Source organism: Phyllobacterium sp. SB3, assembly GCF_040009165.1.
Classification (GTDB): Bacteria; Pseudomonadota; Alphaproteobacteria; order Rhizobiales; family Rhizobiaceae; genus Phyllobacterium.
The window spans coordinates 344,829-370,521 of record NZ_JBDYKI010000002.1; the positions used below are offsets into that span (position 1 = coordinate 344,829).

The 25,693-nt window shown below is 54.5% G+C and carries 28 protein-coding genes; 11 read left to right on the plus strand and 17 right to left on the minus strand.

From position 1 onward, the window contains the following. Window positions 1–194: 194 nt before the first annotated feature. From ABKW30_RS08120 to ABKW30_RS08150, 7 genes are read right to left on the minus strand one after another with little or no spacing between them, the layout of a single operon-like run. The gene (locus tag ABKW30_RS08120) at window positions 195–986 is read right to left on the minus strand and encodes a transporter substrate-binding domain-containing protein (protein WP_348598177.1); all 792 of its coding nucleotides are present in this window, start codon (window positions 984–986) and stop codon (window positions 195–197) included. A gap of 38 nt (window positions 987–1,024) precedes the next feature. Further along, window positions 1,025–1,753, minus strand: coding sequence for an amino acid ABC transporter ATP-binding protein (locus ABKW30_RS08125; RefSeq protein ID WP_348598178.1), 729 nt, complete (start codon window positions 1,751–1,753; stop codon window positions 1,025–1,027). Further along, window positions 1,737–2,390 (minus strand): amino acid ABC transporter permease, encoded by a 654-nt coding sequence (locus tag ABKW30_RS08130; protein ID WP_008126197.1) that lies wholly within the window; start codon window positions 2,388–2,390, stop codon window positions 1,737–1,739. The genes ABKW30_RS08125 and ABKW30_RS08130 overlap by 17 nt, the downstream gene beginning before the upstream one ends. Before the next feature lie 10 nt (window positions 2,391–2,400). Then, complete coding sequence (locus tag ABKW30_RS08135) at window positions 2,401–3,084, minus strand: amino acid ABC transporter permease (RefSeq protein ID WP_348598180.1); 684 nt, start codon at window positions 3,082–3,084, stop codon at window positions 2,401–2,403. 37 nt (window positions 3,085–3,121) lie between these two features. Further along, complete coding sequence (kduD, locus tag ABKW30_RS08140) at window positions 3,122–3,877, minus strand: 2-dehydro-3-deoxy-D-gluconate 5-dehydrogenase KduD (RefSeq protein WP_348598182.1); 756 nt, start codon at window positions 3,875–3,877, stop codon at window positions 3,122–3,124. After that, window positions 3,874–4,710: a 5-dehydro-4-deoxy-D-glucuronate isomerase gene (kduI, locus tag ABKW30_RS08145; protein ID WP_348598184.1), complete on the minus strand. Its 837-nt coding sequence runs from the start codon at window positions 4,708–4,710 to the stop codon at window positions 3,874–3,876. Before kduI ends, kduD begins: the two co-directional genes overlap by 4 nt. Window positions 4,711–4,752: 42 nt before the next feature. Next, window positions 4,753–5,511: a GntR family transcriptional regulator gene (locus ABKW30_RS08150; RefSeq protein WP_348598186.1), complete on the minus strand. Its 759-nt coding sequence runs from the start codon at window positions 5,509–5,511 to the stop codon at window positions 4,753–4,755. A 457-nt stretch (window positions 5,512–5,968) separates the two neighbouring features. Between ABKW30_RS08150 and ABKW30_RS08155 the strand changes: the two genes are divergently transcribed. Beyond that, window positions 5,969–8,455 (plus strand): EAL domain-containing protein, encoded by a 2,487-nt coding sequence (locus ABKW30_RS08155; RefSeq protein WP_348598187.1) that lies wholly within the window; start codon window positions 5,969–5,971, stop codon window positions 8,453–8,455. A gap of 183 nt (window positions 8,456–8,638) precedes the next feature. On the opposite strand, the gene ABKW30_RS08160 is transcribed toward ABKW30_RS08155, so the two are convergent. Further along, window positions 8,639–8,872, minus strand: a complete 234-nt coding sequence (locus ABKW30_RS08160; RefSeq protein WP_348598189.1) for a hypothetical protein — start codon at window positions 8,870–8,872, stop codon at window positions 8,639–8,641. A gap of 312 nt (window positions 8,873–9,184) precedes the next feature. Between ABKW30_RS08160 and ABKW30_RS08165 the strand changes: the two genes are divergently transcribed. Continuing rightward, window positions 9,185–9,505 (plus strand): hypothetical protein, encoded by a 321-nt coding sequence (locus tag ABKW30_RS08165; protein WP_348598190.1) that lies wholly within the window; start codon window positions 9,185–9,187, stop codon window positions 9,503–9,505. 361 nt (window positions 9,506–9,866) lie between these two features. Here the strand turns inward: ABKW30_RS08165 and ABKW30_RS08170 are convergent, their stop codons facing one another. From ABKW30_RS08170 to ABKW30_RS08185, 4 genes are read right to left on the minus strand one after another with little or no spacing between them, the layout of a single operon-like run. Beyond that, window positions 9,867–10,925 carry a D-TA family PLP-dependent enzyme gene (locus ABKW30_RS08170; RefSeq protein ID WP_348598192.1) on the minus strand — a complete coding sequence of 353 codons (1,059 nt, stop codon included), beginning with the start codon at window positions 10,923–10,925 and terminating at the stop codon, window positions 9,867–9,869. Between the two features lie 2 nt (window positions 10,926–10,927). Further along, window positions 10,928–11,809 (minus strand): MurR/RpiR family transcriptional regulator, encoded by an 882-nt coding sequence (locus ABKW30_RS08175; protein WP_348598194.1) that lies wholly within the window; start codon window positions 11,807–11,809, stop codon window positions 10,928–10,930. Between the two features lie 6 nt (window positions 11,810–11,815). Then, window positions 11,816–12,883 carry a sn-glycerol-3-phosphate ABC transporter ATP-binding protein UgpC gene (gene ugpC, locus ABKW30_RS08180; protein ID WP_348598196.1) on the minus strand — a complete coding sequence of 356 codons (1,068 nt, stop codon included), beginning with the start codon at window positions 12,881–12,883 and terminating at the stop codon, window positions 11,816–11,818. A gap of 1 nt (window position 12,884) precedes the next feature. Further along, the gene (locus ABKW30_RS08185; protein WP_348598197.1) at window positions 12,885–13,676 is read right to left on the minus strand and encodes an SDR family oxidoreductase; all 792 of its coding nucleotides are present in this window, start codon (window positions 13,674–13,676) and stop codon (window positions 12,885–12,887) included. A 183-nt stretch (window positions 13,677–13,859) separates the two neighbouring features. Here ABKW30_RS08185 and ABKW30_RS08190 point away from each other — a divergent pair, with 183 nt between their 5' ends. The 5 genes from ABKW30_RS08190 (at window position 13,860) to ABKW30_RS08210 (ending at window position 19,161) form a co-directional block, all read left to right on the plus strand. Beyond that, complete coding sequence (locus ABKW30_RS08190) at window positions 13,860–15,083, plus strand: sugar ABC transporter substrate-binding protein (protein WP_348598199.1); 1,224 nt, start codon at window positions 13,860–13,862, stop codon at window positions 15,081–15,083. A 244-nt stretch (window positions 15,084–15,327) separates the two neighbouring features. Next, window positions 15,328–16,197 (plus strand): sugar ABC transporter permease, encoded by an 870-nt coding sequence (locus ABKW30_RS08195; protein WP_348598201.1) that lies wholly within the window; start codon window positions 15,328–15,330, stop codon window positions 16,195–16,197. Next, entirely contained in the window at window positions 16,194–17,018 is an 825-nt protein-coding gene (locus ABKW30_RS08200) for a carbohydrate ABC transporter permease (protein ID WP_348598203.1), read from the plus strand. The genes ABKW30_RS08195 and ABKW30_RS08200 overlap by 4 nt, the downstream gene beginning before the upstream one ends. Window positions 17,019–17,088: 70 nt before the next feature. Continuing rightward, window positions 17,089–17,454 (plus strand): RidA family protein, encoded by a 366-nt coding sequence (locus tag ABKW30_RS08205; protein ID WP_348598204.1) that lies wholly within the window; start codon window positions 17,089–17,091, stop codon window positions 17,452–17,454. A gap of 231 nt (window positions 17,455–17,685) precedes the next feature. Then, complete coding sequence (locus ABKW30_RS08210) at window positions 17,686–19,161, plus strand: M81 family metallopeptidase (RefSeq protein ID WP_348598206.1); 1,476 nt, start codon at window positions 17,686–17,688, stop codon at window positions 19,159–19,161. Between the two features lie 156 nt (window positions 19,162–19,317). Here the strand turns inward: ABKW30_RS08210 and ABKW30_RS08215 are convergent, their stop codons facing one another. Continuing rightward, window positions 19,318–20,325 (minus strand): hypothetical protein, encoded by a 1,008-nt coding sequence (locus ABKW30_RS08215; RefSeq protein ID WP_348598208.1) that lies wholly within the window; start codon window positions 20,323–20,325, stop codon window positions 19,318–19,320. Window positions 20,326–20,468: 143 nt separating this feature from the next. Between ABKW30_RS08215 and ABKW30_RS08220 the strand changes: the two genes are divergently transcribed. Continuing rightward, window positions 20,469–20,900, plus strand: a complete 432-nt coding sequence (locus ABKW30_RS08220) for a hypothetical protein (RefSeq protein WP_348598210.1) — start codon at window positions 20,469–20,471, stop codon at window positions 20,898–20,900. 103 nt (window positions 20,901–21,003) lie between these two features. On the opposite strand, the gene ABKW30_RS08225 is transcribed toward ABKW30_RS08220, so the two are convergent. Beyond that, window positions 21,004–21,312, minus strand: coding sequence for a hypothetical protein (locus ABKW30_RS08225; protein WP_348598211.1), 309 nt, complete (start codon window positions 21,310–21,312; stop codon window positions 21,004–21,006). 201 nt (window positions 21,313–21,513) lie between these two features. On the opposite strand from ABKW30_RS08225, the gene ABKW30_RS08230 reads away from it, so the two are divergent. Both ABKW30_RS08230 and ABKW30_RS08235 read left to right on the plus strand, forming a co-directional pair. After that, entirely contained in the window at window positions 21,514–22,083 is a 570-nt protein-coding gene (locus tag ABKW30_RS08230; protein WP_348598213.1) for a TetR family transcriptional regulator C-terminal domain-containing protein, read from the plus strand. A gap of 9 nt (window positions 22,084–22,092) precedes the next feature. After that, on the plus strand, window positions 22,093–22,359 hold the full coding sequence (locus tag ABKW30_RS08235) for a DUF1127 domain-containing protein (protein WP_348598215.1): 267 nt from the start codon (window positions 22,093–22,095) through the stop codon (window positions 22,357–22,359). A 177-nt stretch (window positions 22,360–22,536) separates the two neighbouring features. Here the strand turns inward: ABKW30_RS08235 and ABKW30_RS08240 are convergent, their stop codons facing one another. Continuing rightward, window positions 22,537–23,133 (minus strand): TetR/AcrR family transcriptional regulator, encoded by a 597-nt coding sequence (locus ABKW30_RS08240; protein WP_348598982.1) that lies wholly within the window; start codon window positions 23,131–23,133, stop codon window positions 22,537–22,539. Window positions 23,134–23,292: 159 nt separating this feature from the next. Here ABKW30_RS08240 and ABKW30_RS08245 point away from each other — a divergent pair, with 159 nt between their 5' ends. Continuing rightward, entirely contained in the window at window positions 23,293–24,048 is a 756-nt protein-coding gene (locus ABKW30_RS08245; RefSeq protein ID WP_348598217.1) for an SDR family oxidoreductase, read from the plus strand. 195 nt (window positions 24,049–24,243) lie between these two features. Here the strand turns inward: ABKW30_RS08245 and ABKW30_RS08250 are convergent, their stop codons facing one another. Beyond that, a complete protein-coding gene (locus ABKW30_RS08250; RefSeq protein ID WP_348598219.1) occupies window positions 24,244–25,179 on the minus strand; it encodes a carbohydrate kinase in 936 nt (311 codons plus the stop codon). Window positions 25,180–25,196: 17 nt separating this feature from the next. Next, the gene (locus tag ABKW30_RS08255; protein ID WP_348598220.1) at window positions 25,197–25,634 is read right to left on the minus strand and encodes an RbsD/FucU domain-containing protein; all 438 of its coding nucleotides are present in this window, start codon (window positions 25,632–25,634) and stop codon (window positions 25,197–25,199) included. Between the last annotated feature and the right edge of the window lie 59 nt (window positions 25,635–25,693).

Consider the following 25,693-nt stretch of genomic DNA (forward strand, 5'->3'; position numbering starts at 1 on the left):
TTTGCGCGCATGGGTGCTAATGCCGGATGGTTAAACCATCCTGCCCATGCGCGATCCCACCACCAGAATAACCATTGCAGCTTTCATGACCAGATTCAGTAAATGGAATTGTTTGCCTCGTCAATGTTGAAGTGACCGGACAAGAAAAAAGGGCGCAGAAGCGCCCCATTCCCTCAATCAGTTGAATGTTCCGATCAACGTGAAGTGAGATCGTCCGGCAGTTCGCGATGCTGATACTTGCGGAATACTTCGCGCAGTGTGCCATTGTCGAAATTGGTCTTTACCCAGGTGTTGAGCCAATCCTGCAATGGCTTTTCGCCCTTTGGCAGGGCGATGCCGAGATTGGTTTCAGCCTGCGTGAACTTAACTTCCAAAGGTTCCTTGCCCGTGCGCTTGGCATTGATGCCACCAAGAACTGCGGACTGGCTGGAGATGATGTCGAGCTGGCCGGTAACTGCGGCAGTAATCAGGGTTGCGTCATCCTCGAAGCGAACAATCTGGGCACCCGGCGCATTCTTGGTGATGTCCATGTCGTTCGTCGTAGCGCGGGTAACGCCAATGCGCTTGCCGGCAAGATCAGCATAGTTCTTGATCTCGATTTCCTTCGGTGCAATGACGATAATGCTGAGAGTTGCGTAAGGAACCGTATAGTCAACGGCCTTTTTGCGCTCCTCGGTGATACCAAGCGCTGAAACCAGAATGTCGGCCTTACCGGTCTGGATAGTTGGAACGCGCGCGGCATTTGTAATCTCGATCAGGTCGAGATCAACGCCGAGATCCTTCGCGATCAGCTTGGCCGTCTCAACATCCGAGCCTGTCGGCTTCAGGTTGTCGTCGACATAAGAATATTGCGGAATACCCATGGCGACGGCGATGCGGACCTTGCCCGCCTTCTTAATGTTCTCAAGCGAATCCGCATGGGCGGCTGTAGCCATCATCAAGAGCGCTGCGCTTGCGGCGATGCCGAATTTTGTAAGCAGTTTCATTATTCTCTCTCCCGTTTTTGATTATGAGGTTGGTTTTGTCAGAGATCGTTCGCCAGAAAATCTTTCAGTTCCTGGGTTTGCGGGCGAACGAGCATTTCTCCCGTCCCGGTCTCCCAGACCCGGCCGGTATTCATGTAGATGACGCGATTGGCCACTTTGCGGGCAAAAGCCATTTCGTGGGTGACGACGATCATGGTCATGCCACCTTTGGCGAGATCTTCCATGACGCGCAGGACTTCGCCGGTCAGCTGCGGATCGAGCGCAGATGTCACCTCATCGAAGAGCATGACTTTCGGTTGCATGGCCAGTGAGCGGGCAATCGCCACGCGTTGTTGCTGTCCCCCGGACAGTTGCTCCGGATAGGCATCGATCTTCTGCAGCAGACCTACTTTCGAAAGCACGGCCTTTGCAGTTTCCATGGCTTCGCTGCGCCCGATGCTTTTGACGCGGCGTAGCGCCAGCATGATGTTTTCGGCAACATTCATATGCGGAAACAGATTGTAACTCTGGAAGACCATGCCGACATCCTGCCGGAGTGCGCGAATATCGAGGCTGGGCGAATCCACCTGACGGCCGCAGACTTCGATTGTCCCGCCCTGTATGGTTTCAAGCCGGTTGATGCAGCGCAGCGCCGTGCTCTTGCCGGAACCCGATTGCCCTATCAGCGCCACGACTTCACCGGCTTCGATCTCGAAGGAGACACCTTTGAGCACCTCGATATTGCCGAAGCGTTTGATGACTTCATTGAGCTTAACGGCGGCCGACATTTAATTTCCTCTCAAGCGAACGGCTCCAGACCGAAAGCGGGTAGCACACGCAAAAGTAGAATGCGGCTGCTATGCCGAAGACGAGAAACGGCTGGAAAAGCGAATTGTTGATAACCTGTGCTGCGCGTGTCAGTTCGACAAAGCCGACAACTGAAGCGAGCGACGTATTCTTGATGAGCTGCACCATGAAACCGACGGTAGGCGGGGTCGCGATGCGAAGCGCTTGCGGCAGGATGACATCTTTCAACGTCTGCCAGCGGGTGAGGGCAAGGCATTCCGCCGCTTCAAACTGCGTACGCGGCACGGACTCGACGCAGCCGCGCCAGATTTCGCCTAGATAAGCGCTGGAATAGATCATCATGCCGAGACCGGCAGCCGCAAGCGGTGGAACTTCGATACCGACAACGCCAAGGCCGAAATAGATGACGAACATGAGGATCAGCAGCGGCATGCCCTGAATGAACTGGACATAGAAAAGCGAAACCCGCCGTAGCCAGCGCATGGTCGAGGTGCGTGCCAGCATGACAAAAAAACCGGCAACACCGCCAAGCAGGAAGGCAAGCGCCGAAAGGATAACTGTCCAAAGCAGGCCGTTAAGCAAATAGACAAGATGATTTGTGGTGAAACCGCCGGTCATGTTCTCATCCTCACAAGGGTGTGCCGAGACGGCGGCGGCGCGGGAAAATGCCGAGCGCGATGAGATGGAAACCCGCACGCAACAGATAGGTGATTGCGAGATAGAGCAGGGCGATGACGATGTAGGTTTCAAACGAGCGGAAAGTGTAGGACTGGATGTTGTTGGCAACACCGGTCAGTTCTTCTGCCGAAATCTGTGATGTAATCGATGTTGACAGCATCATCAGGATGAACTGGCTCGTCAGCGCGGGATAGACCCGTTCGATGGCCGGCATGAGGATGATGTCGCGGTAAATCTGAAAGCGCGAAAGGCCAAGCGCTTCCGCAGCCTCGATCTGGCTTGGATGCACGGCCTCCATTCCGGCCCGCACGATCTCCGCCGTATAGGCTCCGACATTGATGACCATGGCGAAAACGGCGGCAAAGAACACCGGCATGGTGATGCCAATGGAGGACAGGCCGAAGAAAATGAAGAAGATCTGCACGATGAAAGGCGTGTTGCGCACGATCTCGATATAGATGCCGACAATCAGGCGAAGCCACGCATAGGCGCTGCGACGCGCTACAGCACAAAGCACGCCAATAACCAGCCCGATTGCTACCGCAACCACAGTCATTTCGATTGTGGTGATTGCTCCGGCGATGAAATCCCGCCAATAGGGTACAAGGGCAGCAAAATCGAATTGGTAACTCATAGCTTACCTATTGCTGGTTTGCGGTTTCGGTGCTGGTTCATCGTGCGAGCCAACCGCCGTCAACAGGCAGAACCGTTCCGTGTACATAGTCGGAGGCTTTGGAAGCCAGGAAAACCGCTGCACCGCCAATATCGGACGGTTCACCCCAACGGGCCGCCGGAATACGCACCAGAATTTGGGCGCTGCGGTCCTGATCTTCCCGCAGGGCAGTGGTGTTGTTGGTGACGAAATAGCCCGGCGCGATGGCATTGACGTTGACGCCCTGTGCCGCCCATTCGCATGCCAGCAACCGCGTGATGCCGGCAAGGCCGCTTTTCGAAGCCGTATAGGATGGAATCCGGATGCCACCCTGAAATGACAGAAGCGAGGCGATGTTGATGATCTTGCCGCGACTCATCCCGATCATGTGCCGCCCTGCGGCCTGGGACAGGAAGAACGCAGATTTGAGATTGGTATCAATGACCGCATCCCAATCCTCTTCGGTGAAATCAATGGCATCATTGCGCCGGATTATCCCCGCATTGTTGACGAGAATATCCAGCCGTCCCAATGATTTGAGCGTTTCCGCGATAATTGTACCGACTGGCTTTATGGTACCAAGATCGGCCTTGATTTCGACGAAGCGCGTACCTGCCGCTTCAACCAGATGGCGGGTTTCATCCATTGATGAGCGCCCGACGGCAGCAATGGATGCTCCGGCTTGCGCCAGAGCGAGGGCGATCCCCTGACCAATGCCGGTATTGGCTCCGGTGACAATCGCCACCTGCCCGTGAAGATCGAAAGGATTGCTCATCGCAGCACACTCATCGGTACGTGGTCCATGTCAGTGAAGCTCTTGTTGTCGCCGCCCATCGCCCAGATGAAGGCATAATTTGCCGTGCCCACGCCGGCATGGATCGACCAACCGGGGGAAAGGATCGCCTGTTCATTTGCAACGACCATATGGCGGGTCTGGGTAGGCTCGCCCATCATGTGAAAGACGCGCGTGTCGCTTGCGAGATCGAAGTACAGATAGGCTTCGGAACGCCGGTCATGGGTATGACACGGCATGGTATTCCACATATTGCCGGGCTCAAGCTGTGTCATGCCCATGACAAGCTGGCAGCTCTCGCAGACATCCGGGTGGATATATTGGAACAGTGTGCGTTTGTTGGCAGTCAGCTGGTCGCCCAGTATCAGTTTATTGGCCTGTTCGGGCTTGATCAGCACGCTTGGATGGGCAGCATGAGCAGGTGTTGAGAGCAGATAGAACTTTGCCGGGTTTGCGGTATCGACACTCTCGAAGACCACGTTGACCACGCCTTTGCCAACATAAAGGCAATCACGGGTTGCAAGGTCATGGGCCGCGCCATCAAGGGAGACACGTCCGGCCCCGCCAATGTTGAACACACCAAGCTCACGTTGCGCGAGAAAGAAATCCTGACCGACAGGTGTTGGTGCCGTCAACGTCAGGGGCTTGGAGACAGGCACCGCGCCACCGATGATCAGCCGGTCGATATGGCTGTAGGTGAGGGTGATCTCATTGGCCTCGAACATGTTTTCCAGCAGGAAATGATCGCGCAGTTCATCGGTGTCGAAATTGCGTACCGCATCCGGATGGCAAACCTGTCTCACTTCGATCTTCATTTCAAATCCTTGCATGTCTGTGTTTTGCCGCGCTGCAGGCGGTCAGTAGTCATCGATAAAAAATGCCGGATCGACATTCGCCGTATCCTTGACCTCACTCAGCATCTGGCCAAGGTGGAAGCCCATGGCCTCGGTTGCATGAGCAATATTGTGCCGTCGTATTCCGTCGAGAATGGCTTCATGTTCGCCGATAACCCGCGTCAGCCGTCCGCTCAGCGGCAGCGTCAGTCGACGGTAACGGTCGATCTGCATCTTGACCTGCTGGATCACATTCCAGATGCCGGGAAATCCGGCAATCGAGTTGATCGAGAGGTGAAAATCCGTATCCGCAGCATGGAAGCGTTCATTGTCACCGGAGATTTCCGCAGCCACAAGTTCAGCAATCGTGCGCTCAAGCCGGGCGATATCAGCGCCATCGGCTTGCTCGGCGGCCAGCTTGACTGTGGTTTCTTCGAGCGATTTGCGAATGAGGATCGCTTCATAAAGCGCCCGGCGCGGAATGCGTGAAACAAAGGTGCCCGATTGCGGGAAAATATCGATCAATCCGTCATCGGCCAGCCGTAAAACTGCCTGGTGCACAGGCGTACGGCTGACGCCAAATTGCGCGGCGATTTCCTTTTCGAGAATGGGTTCCATCGGCTTGCGGCGCAGTGAAATAATGTCGTCGAGAAGCTGCCTGTAAATATGGGTTGCGGCGCGGGGCGTGGCCGCACGCTGCTGGACATAGTCCGGATGAGACGAAGCAAGCGGGTGGGCCCGGTCCCGCTTGCGCTCGGAAGTTATGATGGGATGATCTACCATTGAAAGCTGTCGTCGCTTCGACAGCGAGCTGCAAACAGTGTGGATACGGGCTTCAGAGCCTTCAAAATTTACCTCCTCCCAAAGGATTTGAAATATAAATATTCTAATATTTCAGTTTTGACAAGGGCGCGGGAGCGAGATATTCCAGGATGTGATCGCTAAAGGAAAAACTGTTGCAATTATGCGTTGTACAGTCTACCCATGTATACTGAAACGACTGGATTGTAGCCGGTTGTATCAATGTTGCAGAGGCAACTTTTGCTAGATGTGAATGTCTGAATTTATTGTAGCATGCACGAGATTTCGATAAGAACGGGCAGTTCTCCAAAGTATTAATACCAAGACTTTATAGATTTCCTATGCCGTCAGGCATGTATCAAAGTAAAAATTCACTGCGCCGAGATTGCCCGGGGACAATTTTATTATCGATATTGTGTGATTTTTTTTGGAAAGTTCCATGGATAATATGGAAACGGAATCTCGCAGTCCACAAGATACAACACATGAGTATCTTTTTGGCATTCCTGTCGTTGCGGTTATAGGTCTTCCGCTTCTAATGCTTTTGATCGTGCTGTTTCTGGGTTTCGGTTTGATCCTGCAAACCCAACGCGCGGATCTGACAACGACCTATGCCAAAAGAACAGCAGAGTTTCTGGCGCGAGATCTGGCCAATCAGCTTGACACTCTCGTGACATCGCTCCAACACTATGGCGATAACCTTTCAAGGCGGATCAAGGCTGCCGGTTGCAAAACGCCGGACTGCGTATTCAATATGCTGAGCACAGAACGGGCTGTTCCGGTGAGAGTCCCGCCACAGGTGTCAGTTCTTCGTTTCGGGGGCGCGAATGGCCATCTGTTCGGTATTTACAGAACTCAGGAAACCGATCGGGATTTCAAAGGTGTTGTCAAAACTGAACTGAATAATCCATCACGGCTCGTGATTACAGAACCAGGGTTGGTGATTGAGGAAGACCATAGCCTGTTTGCCAGGGGCTGGTATCAAGGTGGCACGATCAGCAAGGCGCCCTTTTGGAGTGCACCCTATATAGCGACCAACACCAGTGATCTGTGCGCTGCCACTCAGGGCAGTGTCTGGAGCATGAGCCGGGTGCTGCGCATTGATGGCCCGGATCGCAAGCCCTTGGGTGTTTTGACAATGGATATGTGCATCAACCGTATCGCCACGTTCCTGCAAGGGGCGACCGGTGAAACAGTGCACGAAATTGCCATTTTCACACCGTCTGGAGAAAAATTGTCCGTTTCGCATGGTCAGTTCACTATCCAGCAGGACCCGAAAATAATCGCAATGCCACTCCGCAATGCAGTCTCTCTGGATCAATATGGCCTGAAGGGCTGGCGCGTGGTCGTGACGCTTGGTCAGGAACTCGCGGCGCAAGTGGCCTGGGACTGGTACTACACGGCAGTTTGCATCGCCGGACTTCTGATAAGCATTGCCCTGACAGCTTTGGCCGCCAGCTTTGTCGTCAAACCATTGATGAAGCTCTCGCGGGCAGTGACTGATGTCGGCGATCTGAAGCTCGATACGCCGATCGCCATTTCAACGGGTATCAGAGAAATTGGTCTGCTGGCATCTGTCATTGAACAAATGCGTTCTGTTCTGCACCGCAATCAGACAAGACTTGAATTTCTCGCCTGTCATGATCCGGTCACCGGGTTTTTCAATCGGGCAGGGTTGGCGAGAGCATTCGATCTTGCGAGCACCAGGCAAGGTCAAATCGACCTGATACTTGTCAAGGTTTGCAATGGTGACCGGATAGCCGGCATATTTGGCGATGCTGTTTTGACGCGATTGCTCGTCAACAGGATAAACACGGCTCGGACAATGTTCGAAGGCGGCGTGGTCGGATGTCTCAACAACAACCGGATCGCTTGTATTTTTCAGTCCGAAGAGGGCACCGACATTGCCCGCATGCAGCAGGTGCTCGCAGCGATGCGATTGCCATACGAAGACAATGGTATTCGTATTCTGCCCAATGTTGCCGGTTCCGTATCCTCGAAGCATGGCCAGACAGAAATATTTGACTGTCTTTTGCGCCGGGCAAACGGTGCCTTGCACTATGCCGAGGAAACGCAAAGCGAAGATGCCGTTTGGTATAACCCTGCCCTCATTCAGGATTTGCGGGCAGTTCTGGATTTCGGCGGCGACATCACGCAGGCTATTGCGCGCGGTGAGTTTGCGGTCGAATATCAGCCGATTGTAGAGCTTCGGACGGGCCGGATATTTGAAGCGCAGGCGAGTGCTGTCTGGCATCATCCGGAGTTCGGCGAGATCAGATCCCACACGTTTATTCCAATACTGGAACGAAACGGTTCAATACGGCATCTCGGACTTTTCGTCATGTCGCGCGCGTTCGAGTTCCTGCATCGTTTCAAGCTTCGTAGTCCGGGCAAGAGATTGCTGATTAGTGTTAAACTTTCATTTGCCCAGCTCATGGACCCGTTGTTCATAGAACGGGTAACAGAGTTGCAGGCGGAATGGAAAGTCATGGCTCCGGAAGTGAATTTCATAATCACGCAGAATATGGCGATGCTTGAGGAACAGCATATTTTCAGGGTTATGCGCAACTTGCGCAGACTCGGCTTTTCTCTGACAATCGACCAGTTCACCATGGCGCATTCCACGATTAACGGCGTCACTGCCTTGCAGTATGACGGAATGATGATCGGGCCGGATGTCTATCGCGGTATCGAGCAGCCGGGTGTTGAACGGATCATTCTCGAGGCGGCGTGTGAACTTGCGCGGAAACTGGGCATGGAAAGGATAGCCGTAGGCATTGATAATCACGCCATTATCGAGCCACTCATAGAATGCGGCTGTACTTCTGGCCGGGGGCCATGGTTCGGCAAATCGAGCGACGAGCAGGTATTCATGGCACGGTACGACGAGAATGCGGCAATGTTTGCAGCTGAGGTTGTCAGTTAAATCCGTCTCAGGAAAAAGTGAGTTGTCATTTCGCAACAGCGTTGTGCGTGGTTCGCCCTTCGACAGGCTCAGGATGCTCGCCATGAGGAAGGTGTGGGGTCGGCAAGGGAGTCCGGTTCTGGATGGACTCTTAAGTATTGCCAATTATCCTCACCATGTTTACCCATTACCGGATCGTACATTTCACTCCGGCGATAGCGCCACCGGCTCAACGCTCTGTAGCATGAGGGATGAGCCGATAGAAGTATCGCTGATGTATTCCGCCAGTTCGTCGCGAGTGATCAGAGCCATATGGCGATACGCTTCTGGCGATGTGCGATCATCCTTATTGACCAGATCATCCCAAGCCTTGTCTGCGCTCTTAACCTCCTGTGTCTGTAGAGCGGCAACTTGCGCTTCTATCGCTGTCTGCGTCATGATTGGGCCCCTCTGTTTTGGCGATGGCAGTGAGGATTGACGCCCGATCTCGTTTGAAGTTTTGTCCGTTGCGTATGTCTCCTTCCACGCAGGAAAGCCATTCATCGGCCAACTTAAGAGCTTTAAGCCGATCGTCGCGAGCATTGACGCATTTGACGATGTGAGCAGCGTTGGCTTCGGCTTTATGCGCCAGTCCCGCCCGTCGCGACGGTTGTGTATCACAAGCTTTTCGTGAGGAACTAAAAGAGCTATTCATTCTCCGTTAAGGAACCAAAGAGCAGCTTGCCCTTTATTACTTTGATAGGAGAAATCATGAACAAGATTGTTTCGTCATTTACCGCAGCTGGGTTGGCAGCCTTCATGGGCCTTTCGTCCTTTGGTTCAGCTCTTGCAGCGCCGGTCACTGTCCAGATCGCCCCGCTATCCTCAAATACCGTTGAAATTCGGCATAACAAAAAGCATCGCTTCGAGCAGCGCAAAGAGCGCAGGAAACATGCTGAAAATCGTAGAGATCGCAAAAAGCGTTGGGATCATCGGGATAGGCGAGTGCGTAACCTGCCTATGCTGCGTAGCCAACAGGATCGCGGGACTTCCGGACCAACTAAACACCCAAGGGTATATCGTCGCTATTAGTTCGAATGCTCTTATCACTATTGGTAAGGCGGCCGGAAGGTCGCCCTTTCCATGTGCATCAGTGTGTTTGAAGGCAGTTACAGCATAATAGAACCTGAGATTGGATCTGGTTGATGCTCAAGCACCTTTCAGCCCGCGAGAAGCTCGGGCGATAGCAGAAGCATACGAAGGTGAACTGTAACGCCGCACAATCCTTTCCAGCAGTCTCAATCGCGTCGAACTCATGGAAAACATAATGATTTTCTGCGAACTAAAACGCCCCACTTATTCGTATCTATTTGATTTTATATAATTTCCGTAGAACCTGTCGAACCACGTATCGACTGTAGCGCAACCATGTTTCCACGAACAGCAAAGAGCGTTAATCCACACGACCTCGCGCTGCGACCGGCGCGACCTCTACAACAGTGTCATCCGAAATAAGAATAACGCTATCGAAGAGATTCGAAACCACACAGGCATGGTTGGGAATGATGCGGATGCGGTCACCGATCTCCGGTTTATTCTTTGACGAAGAAAGGTCGATTGTGCCGTGCTCTTCGCTCAGAGACGATATGATCGCATCGGGATATTCCACGACCCGTCCAAACCCTTCCATGCCGAAAGTATCGCTCGACAAAACCTTTGATCCCGCATCGACAATGGCGCGGTTTTCAGTTGGGCGGCTTACCACAGTAGCAAGAACGGTGAGTGCGCAGTCGTCCCACGTTCCGGCGCCTTTGGCCACCTGAAACCGGTCCATATAGATATAGGTGCCAGGCCGGTGTTCCGTGGCGCTTTTGACCTCATGCGCCCGCCACATATCCGGAGAACCGCCGTTCGAAATTATACGCGGGTCCAGTCCGGCTGCAATCGCCAGCGTTTCGGCTTTTGCAAGAAATGCCTCGTTTGCTTCAACAGCTCCGGTTTGCGGATACGTCACGAAGCCGGCGAAAACGAGCCCCTTTGATGCGTCAATCAGCTTGGCAAGTGCAACCGCTTCCTCCGGAGACTGGACGCCGCAGCGGCCCATGCCCGTATCGCATTCAACCAGAACAGTCAGCGGCTTGTGCCGCCCGGCAAAAGCCTCTGCATAGCCGCATATCGTCACTTCACTGTCGGCAGTAACGCTGATCGTGATGCGCTCATTGAGATTTGCCAGGCGCTCGAGTTTTGCCTTGCCGATGATGTTGTAGGGAACAAAGATATCGGTCAGCCCCGCATCGGCCATCACTTCCGCTTCGCCAAGTTTCTGGCAGGTAATTCCTATTGCGCCAAGTTCAACAGCTCTTTTGGCAAAACGCGGCAGCTTGTGCGTCTTTACATGCGGGCGGACAGTCAGGGAGTGATTGTCGGCGTAGGTCTGGAATTTTTTCAGGTTTGCCTCGGCCCGGTCAATGTCGATGAGAACAGCGGGTGTATCAATGTCGTTCAGCTTCAATCTCAGTCTCCGAGTGGCAGGGTTGTCGCGTTGTTGGCGTGCATGGCTTGCAGGTTCTTGATGCGGCGCATCCGTTCGATGGCAGGCGCGCCGATCTTTTCGGCAACGTTCATTGCCAGCATGTCGGTCAATGCGAGCAACGCATAGCGGGCAGGCGAGGGGCGGTAGACATTGGTGCCCTCATCAATGTGAAGAGGCATCACCAATTCCGCTGCCGCTGCCAGCTTCGTGCCGGGGGCAGTGAAGGCGATGGTTCTTGCGCCGTAGCGCCGGGCAATCGTTACCGCTTCGATCAGCGGCTTGATTTCCCCCGATAGCGAATAGGCGATAATCACGGTATCATTGTTGCTGGTTGCAGCTGTCATCTGCTGCATCTCGCCATCAATATGCGATGAGGCGGCGATCCCAAGCCGGAACAGCCGGTTTTCCATCTCCGTCGCAGCCATGGATGACGATCCGCCCGAACCATAGGCCCGCACCATTCCGGCCTGTGCGACATAGGAGGCCGCAAGTTCCAGATCGTCCCTGTTGATCAGATTGCACACTGTTTCGATGGCATCGATGGCACTGCGCGCGATGATCGACGTCACACCACTGCCATTATCATCCTGTGCAGGGCCAGGTGTGATGAAACGCCCGGCAATTGCCAGTGATTGTGCCAGCCTTACCTTGAAATCGCGGGTACCTTCAAAGCCGAGCATACGGCAGAAACGCGTGATCGTCGGCTCGCTTACGCCAGCCTTTTCCGCCAGTTTGTTGATGGGGGCGTGCGTAGCAAAATCCGCATCCGACAGGATCGCCGCTGCAACCTGGCTGTCGGAATGTTTGCCGGTATCGGCAACCTCCCTCAATCTTGCAACGATGTCAAAATGCGGTGGCGCCATTGTTGGTCAGATCCGGTTGCCGGTTTTGGCATCAAAGACATGCACTCTTGCCGGGTCGACCGTCAATGACAATCGGGTGCCGGGTTCAGGTGACAGCCGGTCGCGGAAGACACAACGCACACCGACACCGGAAATCGTCCCGAACAGATGCGTTTCTGAACCGGTCGGCTCAACGACCTCGACATTATAACCGAAGCCATGGCCATCAGGCGCGAGACGATAATGCTCCGGACGGATACCGATCTCGATGGGCTGACCCGATGCCGCTGTCGTGTCGCCGGCCGGTATTATGACACCATCGGCGGTGCGCATTTTGGGAGCACCATCACCGCGTTCCAATATGCCGGGAATGAAGGTCATGGCTGGTGATCCGAGGAAACCCGCAACAAATTTATTGGCCGGACTGTCGTAGAGTTCCAGCGGCGAACCGGACTGCTCGATACGTCCGCCATTCATGACAACGATACGGTCTGCCATGGTCATCGCCTCGATCTGGTCGTGGGTAACGTAAACCATAGTCGTCTTCAATTGCTGATGCAGCGCCTTCAGCTCTGTACGCATCTGCACGCGCAACTTGGCATCAAGGTTCGAAAGCGGCTCGTCAAACAGGAAAAGGTCCGGTTCGCGTACGATGGTACGACCCATGGCAACGCGCTGGCGTTGTCCGCCGGAAAGCTGGCGCGGCACACGATCCAGATAATCGTGCAGGTTGAGCGTTTCCGCTGCCTTGCCAACCTTTGCATCGATAGAAGCCGATGTCTCGCGGCGGATTTTCGGCCCGAAGCCGATATTCTTGCGCACATTCATATGCGGAAACAGCGCGTAACTTTGAAACACCATCGAGATATTACGCTGTTGCGGTGGAAGTTCATTCGACAGCCGGTCTCCGATCCATAATTCGCCGGAGGAAATTTCCTCCAGTCCTGCAATCATGCGCAGCAGTGTCGATTTCCCGCAGCCTGAGGGTCCGATGAGCACGAGAAACTCACCGTCGCGCACATCAAGATCGATGCCATGCAGGATGTCCATTGCGCCGTAGGATTTAACCAGTTGCTTAATCTGAAGTCCGGCCATGTCACTTGTCTCCGGCGAGCACGTCATTGATGAAATAGAGATTGCCCGCTGTCAGACCTGCATCCACGGTCAGCGTCGCGCCTGTAATTCCGGATGCAGAAGCAGAGCTGAGGAAGAAGGCGGCCTGAGCCACTTCGCCGGGCGTGACAAGGCGGCCGAGCGGATAGTGCGGCAGAACCTTCGACAGAAGCTCCGGCTGCTTTTCCAGACGGTGGTCCCATGCCGGTGTACGCACCGAGCCAGGACAAACAGCATTGGAGCGGATGCCGTAACGGCCCTTCTCCACGGCGAGCGCCTTCATATAGGCGATCATGCCGGCTTTCGCGGCGGAATAGGCCGGGTTGCCATAATGATTGAGCGCATTGACGGAGGAGATAAACACCACGCTGCCGCCGCCATTTGCAGCCATTGCCTCGACAATAGGTGCGGTCACATGAAATGCGCCGTTCAGATTGGTTGCGATTTCACGCTCCCATACATTGCCATCGACCTGATCGAGGATTTCGCCGCGCGTGAAGCCTGCATTGTTGATCAGAACATCCGGCGTACCGTGATCCGCAATGAATTTGCTGATTGCGCTGCCCGTCTGCGCCTTGTCATTGATGTTGAACACAAGGCCGCTGGCGAGGGGAAGCCCCGAAAGCAGATCGGCGCTCTGGTCCGCGCCCGATACTACGGCACCGGCTGCATTGAATGTCTCGATAAGCGCTTGACCGATGCCGCCTCCGGCGCCGGTGATGAGCACTTGTTTGCCACGCAAACCCAGTACCCTTTGCAATGTCTCTGAAGTCATTATGCTGACCTTATTTGAAATGTTCCCGCAGTTTCATTAAGAACGCCGTGTGAAAAAAAGCAACATTAAACTGTCATAATCTCTCATTTTTTGGCTTGCATGAAATTAAATTACATAGAATGATGGTGAAGGGTTCAAATTTACGCCAATGGGAGAACAGCGGCGTTTAACAAGGGGAACATTATGACCTTCAAAAAAATAAGCCTGCTGGCTGGCCTAAGCCTTCTCGCATTTTCAAGCGGGGCGCTGGCGGATACAGTGCGCGTTACCATTGCTGAGTACAGTAAGGGGACAGGTCCATATTTCGAGGAAGCTGCCAAAGCGTTCGAAGCAGCAAATCCCGATACGAAGATCCAGATCGAAGTTGTGCCGTGGGATAGCCTGCAGCAAAAACTGACAACGGATATTTCCGCCGGTGCCAATGCCGACCTGTCGATTATTGGCACGCGCTGGCTGCTGGATTACGTCAAGGAAGGCATTATTTCTCCGCTCGACGAAAACATCACGCCTGATTTCAAGGCGCGCTTCATCGATACATTCCTGACGCCATCGGTCATGGATGGCAAGGTTTACGGCCTGCCTATCGCTGCTTCCGCCCGCGCCATGTATTATAACAAGGACATCTTCGCCAAGGCTGGTGTTGATACGCCGCCAGCCACATGGGCGGACTTCAAGACCACTGCCGAAAAGATCAAGGCGCTTGGCACCGAGACCTATGGTTTTGGCTTGCAGGGCAAGGAAATAGAAACCGACGTCTATTTCTATTATGGCCTTTGGGCCAATGGCGGCGAGATTGTAAACGATGGTAAGTCCGGCCTCGACTCCAAGGCGGCAATCGATACGGCAACGCTTTATAAGAGCTTCATTGATGGCGGCCTGACACAGCCCGGCATCACCTCCTATAGCCGTGAAGACGTGCAGAACCTGTTCAAGCAGGGCAAGGTTGCGACAGTCATCACAGCGCCGTTCCTCTCAGGCCAGATCAAGGCCGAGGCGCCAAACCTCAATTATGGCGTTGCACCTATCCCCGCTGGCCCTGACGGCGGCAAGGGCACTTATGGCGTGACCGACTCGATCGTGCTGTTCGAGAATTCCAAGAACAAGGAAGCTGCCTGGAAGTTCCTCGATTTCCTGTTCACCACGGAGCAGCGCACGAAGTTCGACAAGATCGAAGGCTTCCTGCCCGTTAATGCTGAAGAAGCCAAAGACCCTTACTTCGCCGATAATGCCGATCTGAAGGTGTTTACGAGCCTGTTGCCTGACGCGCGTTTTGCGCCGGTTATTCCGGGCTGGGAAGACATTGCCCAGACAACGTCGAACGCCATCCAGAAGATTTATCTGGGTCATGGCGAGATCGAGCCAACGCTGAAAGAAGCTGCCGCCAAGATCAATGAAACGTTGAAGTAGGCCAAGCCAAATCCAGGCTCCGCTATCTCCCCCTTTGTGGGGAGATAGCGATTTCAGCATCTTAGCCCTTGCTAAGTGCTAGAAATCACAAGAGAGGGGATTTGCTTCATTGACTACCCCCTCACTTGGATTTTCCAAGGATTTAGCAAAGAGGCTAAACCCAGGAAAACCCTTTCTCTCCCACAAGGGGAGAGATAACCGGCATGTTCGCTTGGCGTATTAAGAACCAAAGGTAATTCCATCGATGCAAAGGGCTACAGTCCCCTATTTTCTCATCCTGCCGAGCTTCCTTCTGGCTGCCGCTATTATCCTGTGGCCGCTGAAGGAAATTGTCTCGCTCTCTTTGCACGATGTGAACCGTTTTGGCATGTTGAGGGAGTTCATCGGCCTTGAACATTTCCGCAGTCTTTTCGCCAATGCGGATTTCGTTGCCGCGACATGGCGTACCTTGCTCTGGACTGCTGCCGTCGTTATTGGAACGCTGATTATCTCCGTGCCGATTGCGCTTATTCTCAATGAGGATTTCTACGGTCGCGGTATTGCCCGCATCCTCATCATGTTGCCTTGGGCGATTTCTCTGACCATGACGGCGATTGTCTGGCGCTGGGCGCTGAATGGCGAAAGCGGCATGCTGAATTCTGCCCTGCGTGATCTCGGCATCATCAACACCAATATTCAATGGCTGGCGGAAGCATCGACTGCTTTTCCGATGCAGATACTGATCGGCATTCTGGTTTCCGTGCCCTTTACCGTAACGATCTTCCTTGGAGGGCTGTCCTCAGTGCCGGAAGACCTTTATGAGGCCGCCGCAACCGAAGGTGCGGGTAGGTGGGACCAGTTCCGCCTGATCACGCTGCCTCTGCTCAAGCCCTTCATCAATATCGCCTTCGTGCTTAACACGATCTATGTGTTCAATTCATTCCCCATCATCTGGGCAACGACACAGGGCGGCCCGGCAAACTCCACTGATATTCTGGTGACATACCTCTATAAGACAGCCTTCCGCATGGGCAGGCTGGGCGAAGCTGCCGCCGTCTCGCTCATCATGTTCGCCATCCTCATCGTCTTCACCATCATCTATGTGCGCCTCGCCATGCGGGAGGAAAAGCAATGAGCAAGAAGCTGAAACGTTCGATCCTGTTCTGGCTGTTCCTGTCGCCGATTGTCGTGGTGATCCTGTTTCCCTATGCGGTCATGGCCATCAGCTCGCTGAAATCCGCAACGGAAGTGCTCAACCCGACATGGTGGCCGGAAGAGTTGCACTGGCAGAACTTCCCTGAAATGTGGCGCACCTCGGGTATTGCTCCGGCGCTCGCCAACTCGCTTTACGTTTCCGGCATGTCTACCGCCCTGACGATTCTGGTCTCCATTCCCGCCGCTTATGCGCTCAGCCGCTATCAGTTTGCCGGGCGCAATGCGTTTCGCCAGTTCCTGCTGGTGTCGCAGATGCTTTCGCCCATCGTTCTGGTTATCGGCCTTTTCCGGCTGGTTGCCGGGGCGGGGATGATCGACAGTCTCAACGTGCTGGTCCTCATCTATACGGCGTTCAATATCGCCTTCTGTGTCTGGATGCTGCAAAGCTATTTCTCCACCATCCCGCGCGATCTGGAAGAAGCGGCATGGATGGAAGGCGCAAGCCGCACGCGCACGCTTTTCACGGTGTTTCTGCCGCTGGCCGTGCCGGCCATGGTGGTCACGGCGATCTTTACTTTCATCAATGCGTGGAACGAGTTCGTCATTGCCCTGACTATGCTGCGCACGGAGGGCAGCTATACGCTACCCATCCGCGTCTTTTCGCTTGTTGCCGGGCGCTATACCGTGGACTGGCACTATGTTATGGCCGCCGCATTCGTGGCTTCGGTGCCGGTCGCCATACTTTTCGCCTGGCTGCAACGCTATCTGGTGCGCGGGCTTTCCATCGGCGCGGTTAAATGAGCAATTCCAGGAAAAGTGTGCAGCGGTTTTCCGTCGGGAAATTGCGCTAAGAAAATAAAGGAAACAGACCATGACAAAACAGCATTTCGGCCAGTCACATGTGCCATTGTCGCCAGCAGTGCGGGCAGGGGACTTCATCTATATTTCCGGTCAGGTACCAGTTGGTACGGACGGAACGGTGATTACCGGCGGCATTGAGGCCCAAACGAAACAGGTCATGGAGAATATCAAATCGGCCTTGGCTCTGGCCGGCGCCAAGCTTTCCGATGTGGTCAAGACACTCGCCATTCTGGAAGATGCAAGAGAATTTGCTGCGTTCAACAAGACCTATGCCACCTATTTCCCGCAGAACCCGCCAGCCCGCACCACGATTGAATCCCGGCTGATGATCGACATCAAAATCGAGATCGAAGTAGTGGCCTATAAGCCGCTTTAGCGCTGACGCCTTTATCTCTCCCCTTGTGGGAGAGAAAGGGTTTTCCAAGGATTTAGCCACTCTTGCTAAATCCTTGGAAAATCCAAGTGAGGGGGTAGTTCAATGAGGCAAATCCCCTCTCTTGTGATTTCCGGCACTTAGCAAAAGCTAAGCTGCTGAAATCACTTTCTCCCCCACAATGGGGGAGATAACCACAATTGAACTGCCACGAACATCAAACGAAAGCATAACATGCGCATTTTCACCGCGTCCTTCGCTACCGAAACCAACACTTCGTCGCCTGTGCCGACAGATCGCGCCAGTTTTGAGATGGCGTTTTATGCCGGACCCGGCGAGCATCCGGACACGCCGACATTGTGTTCTGCGCCGATGGTTGTCCTGCGTCGCCGCGCGCGGGAAGAAGATTTCGAACTCATCGAAGGCACGGCGACCTGGGCGGAGCCCGGTGGCCTTTTGCAACGCAAGGCTTACGAAGACCTCCGCGATGAGATCATAGATCAACTCAAGGCTGCACTGCCTGTCAATGCTGTGATCCTCGGCCTGCACGGTGCCATGGTTGCGCAGGGCTATGATGATTGCGAGGGCGATCTGCTGGAGCGTATTCGCAATCTTGTCGGGCCGGATGTGCTCATTGCATCCGAACTCGATCCGCACAGCCATCTGACAAAGAAGCGCGTGGCCAATGCGGATATCCTTGCGGCATTTCTCGAATTCCCGCATACGGATTTTTACGAACGCGGCGAGCATGTGGTCGACCTTGCCTTGCGCACATTGCGCGGCGAGATCAAGCCGGTTATCTCAACCTTCGATTGCCGCATGATTGGTGTCTACCCGACGAGCCGCGAGCCGATGCGCTCCTATGTTGATCGCATGAAAGCCCTGCACGGCAAGGATGGAGTTCTTTCCGTCTCGCTGATCCATGGCTTCATGGCCGGTGATGTGCCGGAACTGGGAACGCAGCTTATGGTTGTGACGGACAATGATCCAGCCAAGGGCGAGGCGCTGGCGAAACAGCTTGGCATGGAACTGTTTGCATTGCGTGGCACAACGGCCATGCCGATGCTTGATACGGAAGCCGGACTTGACGCCACCATGGCGATTGTTGCCATGCGGCCGGGTAAACCTGTGGTTGTTGCCGATGTCTGGGACAATCCCGGTGGCGGCGTGGCGGGTGATGGAACGCTGATCCTGCATAGCATTATCGAGCGCGGCATCGGCAATGTCGCCGTGGCCACGATCTGGGACCCGATCGCCGTCACGTTCTGTCTGGCAGCGGGCGAGGGCGCGCTCATTCAGCTGCGGTTTGGCGGCAAGGCCGGGCCCGATGGCGGCGCACCCATCGATGCGCGTGTCGAGGTGGTCAAGGCCGTGGACGAAGGCTGGCAAAGCTTTGGTAAGAGCAGGGTTACGCTTGGACCTGCGGCATTGATCCGCCTCGAAGGCACGGGCATTGACGTGATACTCAACACGAACCGGACCCAGACTTTCGAACCGGATATCTTCTCCAACCTCGGCATCGATCCGCTTTCAAAGGATATATTGCTGGTCAAATCCACCAATCATTTCCACGCGGGTTTTGTGCCTGTGGCTTCCGAGATCATCTATATCGACGCGGGCGCGCCTTACCCTTCCAATCCAAAGAAGACCGACTACCGCAAGCTTTCGCGGAAAATCTGGCCAAGGGTGGAAAATCCTTTCGGAGAGTAAAGTGGCATTGGTGTTGTGCGCCCCCTTCGACAAGCTCATGATGAGGCAGTAGCGGACTGCCGGGAACAGGCAATCGCTGAAGCCCGCCGCTTGCTGCAACTCGCCTACCTTCCTCATCCTGAGCTTGTCGAAGGGCGCACAACCCTTCTGCAAGCGTCAGTCCTCACGCATGATATGAACAGTTGATACCATTTTCACGCCACCTGAAATAACCGTGAGAACTTCATTCAACTCAATTGCCGTACCATCCCGCAAAGAAATAACGGCGTTGCCATCGCGAGTCTTGCTCGCGCTACGCATATAGGTGAGCTGTTCACTGGTCAGAGTTTTCACCCGTTCGCTGAAACTCGCCATGAGTTTGGTAACAGTCACCTCTTGAGTTTTGGCGAGCGCCACCGGATCGCTGATTTGCTTCCAGCTCATTGTGGCAGTCTGCCTTACAGGATCTGTCGCTTCCACTTTCCAGGTTGAAGTAACGGGGACGATAAAGCCGTTGACGCTTTCTTCCTGCTCCAACTCCCAGCTTTGTCCGATCTCATAGGTGCCGCTTTCATGAGATTGCGGCGTCGACAGATAGGCCGCTTCCGGCACAATAGCTTCGATCACTGCCAACGGATTTTGCTCCAGCATCTGGACAATTGCGTCCAGCCCGCTTGTCTCCGAGCCAGCCGCTCCACTGGCCGCAACTGTCTTTACATTGGCAATGATCCTGTCCTTGTCCAAGAGGTCAATCGGACTTCCGTTCAGGTCCGTTTCAATGCCCAGCTGCTCCACTCCATAGGCGGCGAGCGTGTTGCGGAACATATTGTTCATTTCAAGTGGGCCACTAGCGTCCGGCGGTAGGTCAGCGCTGAGCTTCCATTGCTGCAGAAAACTGTCAGTAGAGTTTTTGGTGATAGTCACACGTTGGCGAAAATCACCATAATTGGTCTGCCCCGCAGCCGCGGGATTGTCGAACCACATCGACATGTCGGTAAGGCCAGACTTCTTTGAACGATAGGTATGCTCGACACCAAGTTCAGGCGCGTAGCCGGGAATGGTCACAGTCTCGGCAGAGGCAATCGAAAGGCCGGAAAGCAGCATCAGAAAGAAGGTGCCAGTTACGGCAAGCAATTTTCTGGCAAAATCCGTGCGAAACGAGTGCGATAAGTTCACTTTGATCATATGCCCTGCCAATCATGCGTTTGCTGATGCCGTATTCTTGCCAGATATGTCTTAGGGTCAATCTCGAAAGAGATGTTTCATCCGGAAGTGACGACGGCTTATGCATAGCCTTTGGTGTAAACCAAGCATCTGGGAATCACGAAATGACTGACGGATATAATTTAGCATTGCTGGTCGGCGCTGGGTTGAGCATGATCGCGGCCTTGGCGCATCTTGCCGTCATTATAGGCGGTCCATCTTGGTATCGGCTGTTCGGGGCGGGAGAAAAGCTCGCTCGTGCCGCCGAGGCTGGTCGCCTCTACCCCGCGATCATAACCATTTGCATTGCTCTGGTGCTGATGGTCTGGGCGGCCTATGCGCTGTCTGGCGCCGGGATGATCCAGCCCCTGCCATTCCTGCGCCTGGCACTCTGCGCGATCACATTCATCTATCTTGCGCGCGCTATGGCGGGTCCTTTGGTGCTCGCCGGAACCGGGCGAAACCGCCGCTTTATCACGGTCAGCTCGTTGATTTGTCTGGGCTTCGGTCTGGTCCATTTGGTGGGGCTGATTCAGGTATGGGACAGGCTTGGCTGAACGGCGGGTTCGCTATCCTGAGGTTGATATAATTAGCCAGATGGTGCTCGCGTTAAAGCATAAGCCTTAGTCAGGGTTGGCGATTTTGTCTCAAATGGAGGTTTCACCTCTTGAGGAACCGAAACTTCGCTGTGAGCTGACCTGTCGCTATAAGCTGGTTTATGTCACTCTGATTGATGAGTCCGCTTGCAACACCGTCTGCCAAACGATTGCAGAGAGTGCCGGGAAGCTGCTCTTTTGATACGCCCATGTAGGACATCGCGTGTTCTTTAAATTTTGCTGCCGATACGTTGACCTGACGTTCGCAACTCGCTGTGACCTTGGTGCGATCCTGTTTCACATCGTCCTGAATTGTGCTGCAGCCGACGAGAGCGGTTAAAATGGTAAGTGAAGTCGAGCGTGACAAATTCATCAATACATCCCCTGAAAAAGTCACGATTACGGAGGGGCCAATCCGATGTCAAGGAGAAGGCGGGCGGCCTTCCAGTGCTGCGTTTTTCGCATTGTGGTTGAGCCGAAAGCTATCCTTTATTGAAAGAACAACTTAGGTCTTGCACTGACTAGACGACTGGTCTATTATCAACCCATGAGCAAGATCGACACACGAGCAGTTTTGATTGACGAAGGCCTGAAGGCGCTTCTGTCCCATGGTTATGAGGGTGCCGGAATCGGCCCCATTCTCAAGTCGGCGGGCGTGCCGAAAGGTTCGTTCTATCACTTCTTCGAAAGCAAGGAGGAGTTCGCCTCGGCGGTTCTCTCCACCTATTGCGGCAACAACCAGAAGGTGCGCACGCGTTTTTTGCACGAAGACAAAACGAAACCGCCCTTGCAGCGTTTGCGGGACTATTTCGACTATTACGAGGAAGTCTACAGCAGCGGTGATCCGGCTGCCTGTGCTTGCCTTCTGGGCAATTTGGCCCAGTCCATTGCGGCCCACAGCGAGGTGCTCCAACGGGAGTTGCATCGCTCATTCACTGCTTGGCAGGAAGATTTCAAATCGGTGCTGCGCGAGGCGCGCGATGCCGGAGATTTACCGGAACATCTCGATCCGGATGAGACTGCTGCTTTTCTGATCGACGCCTATGAGGGCGCACTGGTCAGGATGAAGGCAGAGGGAAGCATCAAACCGCTGCAGCGGTTCAGCACCATGACGCTGGATGGCCTGCTGGCACGAAAATCATAGGAGCTTATTATGGCTTATACAGAGACGACTGGTCTACTAGAAATCGATCATAACTACCGTTCCGGACGAAGCTATTCGTTCAGGGGAAACGGCAAGGGCGAGGCTGGATTGCTGGAGCGCTTCATCGGCAAGGTGCGCGCGACCTTTGCTTCCGGGAGTGCCGTCCGTCCTGAAGACGCGCCGCTTGCACGCATGAGCGACCGTATGCTCGAAGATATCGGCCTGACACGGACAGAGGCTATCGAACTGGACCGGCGCGCAAAGGAAGTGCAGTGAATGTGTATTGATTCAATGCGTGGTTCGACAAGCTCACCATGAGGAAATTTGAGAATTGCAGGGAAATAGTTCTGCCATCTCACAGCTACCCATGCAGGCAAACCACCTTCCTCATGGTGAGCTTGTCGAACCACGCACCATTTCTTTGCTAGGACCTTAGTGTTCAGAGTGAATGTGCTAGACTGAAGATCTGGCGGCTGGCCAACTGGCGAGCGTTTGCTCGGCAACGGCTTCCAGCACGTCGCGGCTGAAGCCTGCCTTTGCCTGCACTGCCATGCCGTGGAGAACCGCCATCAGGAATGCCGCGAGAGTGTCGGATTTGGCAGTAGGGGGCAGATCTCCATCGGCTATCGCCCGTTCGAATCGGTCACGTATCTGTTTTTCACCGGCTGCACGGGCATCGATCAATGCCAGCCGTACAGGTTCTGCCTCATCCGATCCGGCAAGGGCTCCATTGATACCAAGACACCCCGTATGTTCGGGATAACGTGTGTTAAGCTCGATCGCTTTGTACAGAATATGCGCTGCAACCTCGCGTGCCGTGGGTAACAGTAGCGCCTGTGGAAGGTAATCCAGATACCGGTCGTAGTAGCGAGCCAGAGCCAGGCGGAACAGAGCTTCTTTATTGCCAAACGCAGAGTAGAGCGCCGGTCTTTCAACGCCGGTGGCTTCGGTAAGGTCTGCATAGGAAGCACCTTCATAGCCCTTGCGCCAGAAAACGCATAGCGCAGAATCCAGTGCTTTCTCTACGTCAAACTCGCGATGGCGGCCCATCATCTCACCTCATATATTTTCGTAACGACCATTATTAAACCACTTGACAGCGTGTGTCTACATTTCATAACAATCGTTATCGTAATGATCATTACGTTAAAATAGCGCCGTCACCGATGAAGGTGGACAGCGTCCCAATGAGTTGTTGAAAGGATTCCCATGTCTGACATATTGAAGGGTAAAGTTGCCCTCGTTACCGGCGGCTCGCGCGGGCTTGGTGCCGCTGCGGCCGAGGCATTAGCCGACCAGGGTGCTGATGTTGCGATCAGTTATGTAGCGTCGGCAGAGAAGGCCCAAGCAGTGGTTGAGAAACTCAAGGCGAAGGGCGTCCGCGCAATTGCGATCCAGAGCGATCAGGCTGACACGGCGGCAGCCAAGCCGCTTGTGGAAAAAGTGCTGGCGCATTTCGGCAAGCTCGACATCCTCGTCAATAATGCGGCGATTGCCGTGCAGGGCAAGACAGTCGACGATCCCGATCTCGACACGGTCAATCTTGATCGCCAGTGGCAAATCAATGTCATGGGTGTGGTAGCAACGACGCGCGCGGCAGCACAGGTGCTGACCGATGGCGGGCGTATCATCTTCATTGGCTCGCTCCTGGGCAGCCGCGTTCCGTTCACCGGCGTTGCCGATTATTCCGGAACCAAGGCGGCTATCGCCGGCTATGCAAGGGGTGTTGCCCGCGATCTCGGCGGACGCAATATCACGGTTAACATCGTCCAGCCCGGCATTATGCCAACCGACATGGCGGCAGAGGCAGCCGATAAACTGCCTGATGCTGTGATGGACCTGCACCCAATCCGCCGCATCGCCACGCTTGAAGAAGTGTCGGGCACCATATGCTTTCTGGCGGGGCCGCATGGAGGCTATATCACCGGCGGCGTCATTGACGTGTCCGGCGGCCTGCAAGTCTGATCATCCAGTCACGATCGCGAATATCTGAACTCGATAACTCATGCCTGTCAGCTGACCTCGGCGGGCATGAAACATTCGCAATACGGCGTCTGATCATCCTTGCAATTATGGAATGCAACTCCACAAATGCGAGGATGATTGTATCGTCGGATTTGGTGCGCTTGCAGTATCACCGCGAGACAATCACGCCCGGACTTAAACCAGTTCACTCCGCCATGGCGGGTTTGCCCCGGCGCGTGAAACCGTAACTGCGGCTGCCTTGGCACCAAGCGTCAGCGCAGCGCTGATCTGCGCTTCGGTCATTGAGGGCAGGGCGGACTTGGACAAAAGCTCTGCTTCCTGCAATGAAGCCAGTACGCCTGCCGTGAATGTATCGCCAGCGCCGACAGTATCCACAACCTCGACACGCTGCGCATCGACATGCACGGCCTGATCCTGCGTATAGCCGGTCACACCATCCGCGCCATGCGTCACGAGGATCAGCTTCGGCCCCTGTTCGCCAGCGGGTACAATCCAGCGTTTTGCGATTTCGTCCATCGTGCCTGCTTCGCCGAACCAACGCATATCCTCGTCGGAAATCTTGACGATATCGGTCATGGCGATCATGCGGCGCATGCGGGAAAGGTGCTTTTCCTTGTCCGGAATAAAGCCAGGACGGATATTCGGATCAAGCACGATCACGCGCTTTTCATGCTCCCGGGCCATCAGCGCTTCGTATGTTGCACCGCATGGTTCGGGGATCAGGCTGATCGCGCCGAACTGCAATGTTGTGACGTTATCGTCCAGTACCGGCAGATGATCCGTTGTCAGGGAGCGTCCCGCGCTGTTTTCGTCGTAGAAGATATAGCTGGCCTGTCCATCGACAAGGCGCACGAAAGCCAATGTCGTCGACTGCGGCGAAATATGCGCATAGCGTGTGCCGACGTGGTTTTGCGCCAGACTATCCCGCAACATCTGGCCGAAGAAATCAGAGGAAATTCCCGAAAAGAATTCAGTCGGCACACCAAGGCGCCCAAGCGCGATTGCCGTATTGAAAACAGCGCCGCCGACATAGGGTGCAAAGGCAGCTTCTCCGGCGCCGGTCTGGCGCGGCAGCATGTCGATCAGGGCTTCACCACAACATAAAATCATTGAATATCTCTCTGGACTTAGGACTTATCAGGATAGATCACACCCTTGCGGATGATGATATTGGAATAAAGTCGAGGTTCACCCGTCGCAACGATCGCGTGAGCCTTTTTGATGCGCGCATAAAGCGCCTCGCCGTTCATCGCAACCAGTTCGAATCCCGGTGCCCGTTTGGCGCAGACAGCCTGCATTTCATCATGGACGGGGTCGGCGCGGGCAGGATCACCCATCACCGAAGCGCGAAACAAGGCCTGCGGTACGAAATCATCCACCGGCAGCACTTGCAGAATAGCGTCGAGCAGCGGGATGAGCTGCACGCCGTCGGCACGGATCAGCCGTCTTGCATCTTCCTGCGCGGGATAATTGCCATCGACGAGCGCAATCTCGTCGCCATGCCCCATGGCGCGCAGTGTGGCCAGCAGCTCCGGCCCCAATATGGGGGGGATTCCTATCAGCATGAGTAATTACCTAAGAAAACTACACTTAGCTGCTCCGCAATTTTTACAAGGATGTTGGT